The 7,913-nt window shown below is 66.0% G+C and carries 6 protein-coding genes; 3 read left to right on the top strand and 3 right to left on the bottom strand.

Annotated features, from left to right (window positions below; translation table 11 throughout):
- The 3 genes from VN419_RS00645 to VN419_RS00635 form a co-directional block, all read left to right on the top strand.
- The coding region (locus VN419_RS00645; protein ID WP_325643365.1) for a GH36-type glycosyl hydrolase domain-containing protein at nucleotides 1-3,301 on the top strand (3,301 nt) is incomplete at its 5' end.
- A gap of 256 nt (nucleotides 3,302-3,557) precedes the next feature.
- A complete protein-coding gene (locus tag VN419_RS00640; RefSeq protein ID WP_325643363.1) occupies nucleotides 3,558-4,196 on the top strand; it encodes a Crp/Fnr family transcriptional regulator in 639 nt (212 codons plus the stop codon).
- Between the two features lie 182 nt (nucleotides 4,197-4,378).
- Nucleotides 4,379-5,086, top strand: coding sequence for a Crp/Fnr family transcriptional regulator (locus tag VN419_RS00635; protein WP_325643361.1), 708 nt, complete (start codon nucleotides 4,379-4,381; stop codon nucleotides 5,084-5,086).
- Between the two features lie 203 nt (nucleotides 5,087-5,289).
- Here the strand turns inward: VN419_RS00635 and VN419_RS00630 are convergent, their stop codons facing one another.
- The 3 genes from VN419_RS00630 to VN419_RS00620 form a co-directional block, all read right to left on the bottom strand.
- Nucleotides 5,290-6,348, bottom strand: a complete 1,059-nt coding sequence (locus VN419_RS00630) for an OmpA family protein (RefSeq protein ID WP_325643359.1) — start codon at nucleotides 6,346-6,348, stop codon at nucleotides 5,290-5,292.
- Nucleotides 6,349-6,453: 105 nt separating this feature from the next.
- Nucleotides 6,454-6,891, bottom strand: coding sequence for a periplasmic heavy metal sensor (locus VN419_RS00625; protein WP_325643357.1), 438 nt, complete (start codon nucleotides 6,889-6,891; stop codon nucleotides 6,454-6,456).
- Between the two features lie 163 nt (nucleotides 6,892-7,054).
- The coding region (locus VN419_RS00620; protein ID WP_325643355.1) for a BON domain-containing protein at nucleotides 7,055-7,913 on the bottom strand (859 nt) is incomplete at its 5' end.

Below are 7,913 nucleotides of genomic sequence, written 5' to 3'. Positions count from 1 at the left end.
CTACGAAACCGACCGCATGCGCTTCCTCGGCCGGGGCAACACGCCGGCCGAGCCCCTGGCGCTGCGCGCGGACCCCATGGACTACGCCATCGCCCTTTCCGGCACGCAGGGCTCGGTGCTCGATCCCATAGTGGCCGTACGCAAGCGCTTTGCCCTTGATCCGGGCGAATCCGTGATCGTGGACATGGTCACCGGCATGGCGGATGACCGCGAGGCTGCGATGCTGCTGGTGGAGAAGTACCAAGACCGGCGCCTGGCCGACCGGGTTTTCGACCTGGCCTGGACGCATAACCAAGTGCTGCTGCGTCAGCTGAACGCCAGCGAGGCCGAGGCCCAGCTCTATGGCCGCCTGGCCGGGGCCATCCTCTACGCCGGGGCGGCGCTCCGGGCCGAGCCGGGCGTGCTGGGCAAGAACCGCAGGGGCCAGTCCGGTCTCTGGGGCTATTCCATTTCCGGCGACCTGCCCATGGTGCTGCTCAAGATCGAAGACGGCGCCAACATCGAGCTGGCGCGCCAGCTGGTGCAGGCCCACGCCTACTGGCGGCTCAAGGGTCTGGCCGTGGATCTGGTCATCTGGAACGAGGACAACGCCGGTTACCGGCAAGTGCTGCACGACCAGATCGTGGGGCTCATCGCCGCCGGGACCGAGGCCAGCCTGGCCGACCGGCCTGGAGGCATCTTCGTCCGCCCGGCGGACCGCATCTCGGAAGAGGACCGCATCCTGTTCCAGAGCGTGGCCCGGGTCATCCTGGCCGACGGCCGGGGCACCCTGGCCGAGCAGATCGGCGGCCGGACGCTTTTGGGGGCGCAGGCGGGAGCGCTGCCGCCGCCGTTCAAGCCCACGCGGGCCCTGCGGGCCGAGCTCCCGCCGGAGGTTCCGCTGCCCCGCACGGATCTGGCCTTTTTCAACGGCCTGGGCGGCTTCACCGCGGATGGCCGCGAGTATGTCATCACCACGGCCAAGGCCCAGCTGACTCCCACCCCCTGGGTCAACGTGCTGGCCAACCCCACCTTCGGCACCGTGGTTTCCGAAAGCGGCCTGGCCTGCACCTGGAGCGAGAACGCCCACGAGTTCCGCCTCACCCCCTGGGGCAACGATCCAGTGAGCGATTCGCGCGGGGAGGCCTTCTACATCCGCGATGAGGAACGCGGGCACTTCTGGTCGCCAACGCCCCTGCCCTGCCGCGGGGCGGCGCCCTACGTCACCCGGCACGGCTTCGGCTACAGCGTTTTCGAGCACACGGAACGCGGCATCGCCACGGAGCTTTGGGTCTATGTGGCCCTCGACGCGCCCATCAAGTTCGCGGTGCTCAAGGTGCGCAACCAGACCGGGCGGGCGCGCAAGCTTTCGGCTACCGGCTATGTGGAATGGGTGCTGGGCGATTTGCGCAGCAAGACGGCCATGCACGTGGTGACGGAAGTCTCCCCTTCAAGCGGGGCGCTTTTGGCGCGCAACGCCTACAACGCGGAGTTCGGCGAGCGTACGGCCTTTTTCGACGTGGACGATCCGTCGCGCACGGTCTGCGGCGACCGGGCGGAATTCCTGGGCCGCAACGGCAATTTGGCTGCACCCGCCGCGCTCAGGCGCACGCGCCTGTCCGGCCACGTGGGCGCAGGCCTGGACCCCTGCGCCGCCATCCAGCTGCGCTTCGGCCTGGAGCCCGGCGAGGAACGCGAACTGGTGTTTCGCCTGGGCGTGGGCCAAAACGCCGAGCACGCCAGGGAGTTGGTCCGGCGTTTCCGGGGCCTGGCTTCCGCCCGTCTGGCGCTGGACAAGGTCTGGCAGCACTGGACACACACCCTGGGCGCGGTGCATGTGGAAACGCCCGATGCGGCCTTCAACGTGCTGGCCAACGGCTGGCTGCTCTATCAGACCGTGGCCTGCCGCCTGTGGGCGCGCTGCGCCACGTACCAGTCCGGCGGGGCCTTCGGCTTCCGCGACCAGTTGCAGGACGTCATGGCGCTGGTCCACGCCCAGCCCGCGCTGGTGCGCGAGCATCTGCTGCTGTGCGCCGGCCGCCAGTTCGAGGAAGGCGACGCACAGCATTGGTGGCACCCGCCGCTGGGCCGGGGCGTGCGCACGCACTGCTCGGACGACTACCTGTGGCTGCCCCTGGCCGTGTGCCGCTATGTGCGCACCACGGGCGACACCGGCGTGCTCGAGGAGCCTGTGCCTTTCCTTTCCGGCCGCCCCCTGAAGGAGGATGAGGATTCCTATTACGATCTGCCCGGCCGTTCCGGGCAGACGGCCACCCTGTACGAGCACTGCGCGCGGGCCGTCGGACACGGGCTCAGGTTCGGGGTGCGCGGCCTGCCGCTCATGGGCTCCGGTGACTGGAACGACGGCATGGACCTGGTGGGCAGGCAAGGCAGAGGGGAAAGCGTGTGGCTGGGCTTTTTCCTGTATGACGTGCTGACGCAGTTCGCTCCGCTGGCCCGCGCCCACGCTGACGCGGCCTTTGCCGGGCGCTGCGAGGATGAGGCCGTGAGCTTGCGCCGGAACCTTGAGCTCAATGCCTGGGACGGACAGTGGTACCGCCGGGCCTACTTCGACGACGGCACGCCGCTCGGCTCCGCCTCCAACGCGGAGTGCCAGATCGATTCCATCTCCCAGAGCTGGTCCGTGCTCTCCGGCGCGGGGGAGCCCGCGCGCTCGCGTCAGGCCATGAACGCCGTGGACAAGCGTCTGGTGAACCGTGAGGCCAGGCTGGTCCAGCTTCTTGATCCGCCTTTCGACTCCTCGGCCTTGAATCCCGGCTACATCAAGGGCTACGCGCCCGGGGTGCGGGAAAACGGCGGGCAGTACACCCACGCCGCCGTGTGGGCGGCCATGGCCTTTGCCCGCCAGGGCGACGCCGCGCGCGCCTGGGAACTCTTCGGACTCATCAATCCGGTGAACCACGCGCGCACGGCCGAGGACACCGCCGTGTACAAGGTGGAGCCCTATGTGGCGGCTGCGGACGTCTACGCCGTGGCCCCACATGTGGGGCGCGGCGGCTGGACCTGGTATACGGGTTCGGCTGCGTGGCTGTACAGGCTGATGGTGGAGTCGCTTCTGGGCCTGCGGCTGGAGGTGGACCACTTGCGCTTTGCGCCCTGCCTGCCCGAGACGTGGAAGGAATTCACCATGCACTACCGGCACAGGGAAACGGTCTACCACATCACCGTGACCCAGCTTCCGGCCGGGAGCGCACCGCTTGTGAGTCTGGACGGCGAGCGGCAAGCGGATGGCCGCATTCCCCTGAAGGACGACCACAAGGAGCATTGGGCCGAGGTCCGGGTGTCTGCCCCGGGAGCGTAAAAGACTCAAGAGCGGACGGTATCCTGGAGAGGGCCGCGACGTGCGGCCGTTCAGGCATCCCCAGGATGCGCGAACCATGCTTGCGCGACGGTGTTCGCTAGCGTACGGACAGGGCAAGGAGGCAGAGAGCTGCTTCCGCCCCCCCCTCCCTACACAGGAGGTCGCAGTGCCCACGCCGCCCATGCTTCTTGGCAATCATCTTCTGGCCGCCTTGCCGACGGAAGTTCAACTCCGCCTCGCCGCTTCCCTTGAACTGATGCCGATGCCTCTCGGCATGGTGCTGTATGAACCCGGCGACACCATGCCGCATGTGTATTTCCCCACCGATTCCATCGTGTCGTTGCTGTATGTGATGGAGGACGGGGCTTCCGCCGAGATCTCGGTGGTGGGCAACGAGGGGCTCATCGGCGTGGCCCTGTTCATGGGGGGCTTAAGCACCCCAAGCCGCGCCATCGTGCAAAGCGCGGGCGAAGCCTACCGCATGCCCGGCCAGCGGCTGAAGGACGAGTTCAACCGCCACGGAGAGCTGACGCTGCTGCTGCTGCGCTACACCCAGGCGCTCATCACCCAGATGGCCCAGACGGCCGTGTGCAACCGGCACCACAGCATCGACCAGCAGCTGTGCCGCTGGCTTCTGCTTTCGCTGGACCGCCTGCCCAACAGCCAGCTTTCCATGACGCAGGAGCTCATCGCCAACATGCTTGGCGTCCGGCGCGAGGGCGTCACCGAGGCCGCGGGCAAGCTGCAAAAGCTCGGCGTCATCGAGTACGCCCGCGGGCGCATCACCGTGCTGGACCGGCCCAAGCTCGAAAAGCTGTGCTGCGAGTGCTACGCAGTGGTGAAACGGGAAACCGACCGCCTGCTGCCGTATCTGGCCGGGTCCCGGGGCCGGTGACTCCTCCGCTGACCTGCAGCTGCAGGCCCTCCACCTTATGCCCCGCTCCGGAAAAGAAACGCCCTTCCGTGTCGTGGCGAACAGACACGCATGAACAGGTAGTCTAGGCCTGCGCTATCGGGATAGCTCTGCACCTTTCTCGTGCCGCCGCCGGCTTTCCTCGTGCTCAAGGGCCTTACTAGATGCCGCCAATACTCCAAGCGCCTGTGGTCAACCTCCTGCTTGCCGGGTTGCCGAATGAGGAACTGAACAGGATTCTTGAGTGCAGCGACTGCGTCGGCCTAGCTCTCGGCGAGGTTTTGTGCGAATCCGATCAGCCCTTTCTGCATGTCTATTTCCCGCTCACCGGCTTTGTTTCGTGCGTCACCGCCCTGGTGGGGCGCCAGCCGCTGGAAATGGGCCTTGTGGGCAACGAGGGCATGCTCGGCGCCACGCTGTCCCTTGGGGTCAACGGCGCGCCCATGCGCGCGGTGGTGCAGGGCGCGGGCACAGCGCTCAAAATGACCGCCTCGCAGCTGCGCCGCGAGTTGAGCCGCAGCCCCTGCCTGCAGCATACCCTGAACCGCTATTTGTTTGTTCTTTTGGCGCAGCTGGCGCAAATGGCTGCCTGCTCACGCTTCCATGAAATTGAGCCCAGGCTGGCCTGCTGGCTTTTGATGACTCACGACCGGGCCCATGCCGACCACTTCCACCTCACCCACGCCGATCTGGCCGACATGCTTGGCGTGCGCAGAAGCGGCATCACCATCGCCGCGGGCGTGTTGCAGCAGCGGGGCCTCATCCGCTACGCGCGGGGCGAGATACACATGCTCGACCGCGAAGGACTGGAAAAGGTGGCCTGCGGCTGCTACGCGGCCCTGTTGCAGGACTACGCGCAGATCTTCGCTTAAACTCCATGCTTCCCTCCAGACAGTCATGCCGGATGGCTCACGCCGTCCGGGGGCTTTTCTGCGCCCGGCAACGGAGGCCGCCCCCCGCTCGCATCCGTTGTCGGCCAGGAAGGGCGGACGCGGGACTGCGGGCGAAGGGGCGGCAGGGGGGCGGGTGGGTTGCGGAACGCAATCGCTCCGCAACCCTCTGCAAGGAGGAAGGGCTAGTTGGTGGTAATCTCCACGCGGCGGTTCAGGTAGCGGCCGTCGGAGGTCTTGTTGTCGAACTTGGGAACGCTCTTGCCCTTGCCGACGATGTTCAGCTGGCCGGAGTAGCCCTTCTGCATGATCCACTTGGCCACGGAATTGGCGCGGCGTTCGGAGAGCTTCTGGTTATAGGCATCGGTGCCCACGCTGTCCGTGTGGCCGGTGATGGTGAAGCTCTTGCAGCTCGAATCCTTGAGGAGGCTGGAGGCCTGCTCCAGGGCGGGCTCCATTTCCTTGGTGATCAGGTACTTGTCAAAGGCGAAGTTCAAGTTGCCGAAGGTGATGGATTCGCACGCGCCGGAGGCGACGACAGCGGCCGGGGCCATGGCGCGGGGAGCGGGGGCCTCGTCGGGCACCACGGTGTAGAACACGTCGCGCACGAACTGCCTCATGCCGGGCTCACTGGCCATGGCCTTGGGGTCGCCCGCCACGCTGCAACCCTTCAGGGCGCGGATCTGGGCCACGACTTCCTTGCCGTGGGCCTTATCGGCGTAGCTGACGATGTGGATGCACAGGTTCGGATACTTGTTGTACAGGGCCTGGGCCTCGGCCACGGGCTCGCTGCCGAAGTTGGAGTCGCCGTCGGTGAAGATGATCAACGCCGTTCTACCGCTCATGGAGCCGATCACGGGGTCGATCTTGTCCAGGCCGAAACCCAGGGGGGTGATGCGGCCGTAGGGGTCATACTTGGTGTCGATGGACTCGATGGCGGGAATCACCGCGGACCTGCGGAAGATCGTGGGAGCCAGCTGCGTGGCCGAGGGCGCAAAGGTGTTCACGCCGCTCTTGTAGCCCAGTTCGGGAATTTCGGAAGTCATCTTGACGCCGAGTTCCTTGGCCATCTTAAGCTTCAGTTCGCTCCAGTCCGGGCTGGTGAGGACCATGGAACCGGAGTGGTCGAAGAGCAGGATGAAGTTGTCGACCTTGGGACGCAGAGTCTCGGCCTGGGACGGCGCGGCCACGGCCAGCACCGCGAAGGCGGCCAAAAGCAGGGTGGAAAGAAGATTCTTACGCATACTCATAAATAGTCTCCTGGAATTGCAGTGTGTTCAGACGTGGCCGCGTCGAGAGAGGATTTGCGGCCGTGAAATGCCTTCAGTCATTACCGCGCTTGACGCGGGCTAGTTCATCATCATCTTGTCCGCGCCGGTGCCCATGGGCATGCGCACGCCCGTCTCCCTGGCGATGCGCGCATGCATCTCAATCAGAAGATCCATCTCTTCAATCCGCAGGGCGGCCGTCTCCCTGGAAACGGCCTTGGCGGCGATGGTGTCCGGCTGGGGCTGAAGCATGATGGCGTTCAAACTGGCGGTCTTCGCGTAAATGTCCTGGTGCAGCCGGAACAGCCTGTCCTTATAATCGGCCTGGATCATTCGGATGGATTCCCGTTTCTCCGGCGAGACGCCAAGCAGCCGCATGCCGCTGTCGTGGTTTTCCTGCATCTGGGTTTTGGCCATCGGGCCCGGACCAGGTCCGGACATCTGCTGGCCGAAGGCCAGGGAGGCGAGAAGAAGGAGCGTGCTCGCCGCTGCCGCCATGAGAGGAATGGTGCGTTTCATCCGTGTCTCCGTGCGTTGCTGTTATGGCTGGTGCGCCAAGTCCCGGCTGAGACCAAGAAGGAGAAGGTACCGCGCCGTGCTCTGCATGGGGTTTCGCCCCTTGCCCGGGCCAGGTTGCGCCGCGCCCGCCGGTAGAGCCCTTCCACGTGATTTCGCTATCGCCTTAAAACGTATATCCCTGCGAGGTGACGCTCCTGACGCCGCGCACATTCTGCGCAAGCTCAATGGCCAGGGCCCGCTCGGCCCCATTTTTGGCCTTGCCGGCCAAGGTCACGTCGCCCCCGCTGGTGTTGACCGTAATGCCGGTTGCGGACGCACCGAGTGAGTACAGAAGGGTGGACTTCACCCTGGCCGTGATCCAGCCGTCGTTGCCGCCCAGCCAGCCCGCTCCCGCGCCGCCTTCCTGGGCTGCGGGCTCCACGCCGGTGACGGTCAACTGGTTGTCCACCGCCGCGACGCCGCGCGTGGTTTCCGCCAGCCGCCCGGCCAATTTCTTCGTGGCCAGGCTATCGGCCGTGCCGCGCAGCCGCACCGTGCCCAGACTGGTGTCCACCAGCGCATGCAGGCCGCGGGCGGACTTGCTCCAGGCGATCTTTGACATGACCTCCGCGGCGACCCCGGCGTCGTCGACAGCCTCGCCATAGCTGCGGTCCGCACTCTTTGGCGCGGGCGCATAGCCCGGCTGCACAAGGATCTGGTTGTTCACCTCCTGCACGCCGTTGACTTCAGAGGCTATCCGCCCCGCGAGCTCCTTTTCCGCATCTTCGGCCACGGTCCCCGTGAGCCGGACCAGGCCGCTTTGCACAAGGGCCTGGAGCTTGTATGGGCGCAGATGCGGGCTTAAGGCGAAGGTCGTTCCGATCTGGCTCTCCTGGCGCGCATCGACGACATCCTGAGACACCGAATCAGCCGCGGCGACGCCGGTGAGCGAAAGAAGCGCCAGCACGAGCCCGGCCGCGAGCGTCAGTTTTCGAGTTCGAACGGACATATGGTCGCTCCACGGAAATAATGTTGGTGCATGC

It is taken from the genome of Humidesulfovibrio sp. (genome assembly GCF_035560995.1).
Classification (GTDB): domain Bacteria; phylum Desulfobacterota; class Desulfovibrionia; order Desulfovibrionales; family Desulfovibrionaceae; genus Humidesulfovibrio.
This window is presented reverse-complemented; position numbering and strand designations above follow the sequence as displayed.

Coding starts and splice junctions, on each gene's coding strand:
- VN419_RS00625 (WP_325643357.1), bottom strand. CDS start 6,891: ATGAAACGCACCATTCCTCTCATGGCGGCAGCGGCGAGCACGCTCCTT.
- VN419_RS00640 (WP_325643363.1), top strand. CDS start 3,558: ATGCCGATGCCTCTCGGCATGGTGCTGTATGAACCCGGCGACACCATG.
- VN419_RS00630 (WP_325643359.1), bottom strand. CDS start 6,348: ATGCGTAAGAATCTTCTTTCCACCCTGCTTTTGGCCGCCTTCGCGGTG.
- VN419_RS00635 (WP_325643361.1), top strand. CDS start 4,379: ATGCCGCCAATACTCCAAGCGCCTGTGGTCAACCTCCTGCTTGCCGGG.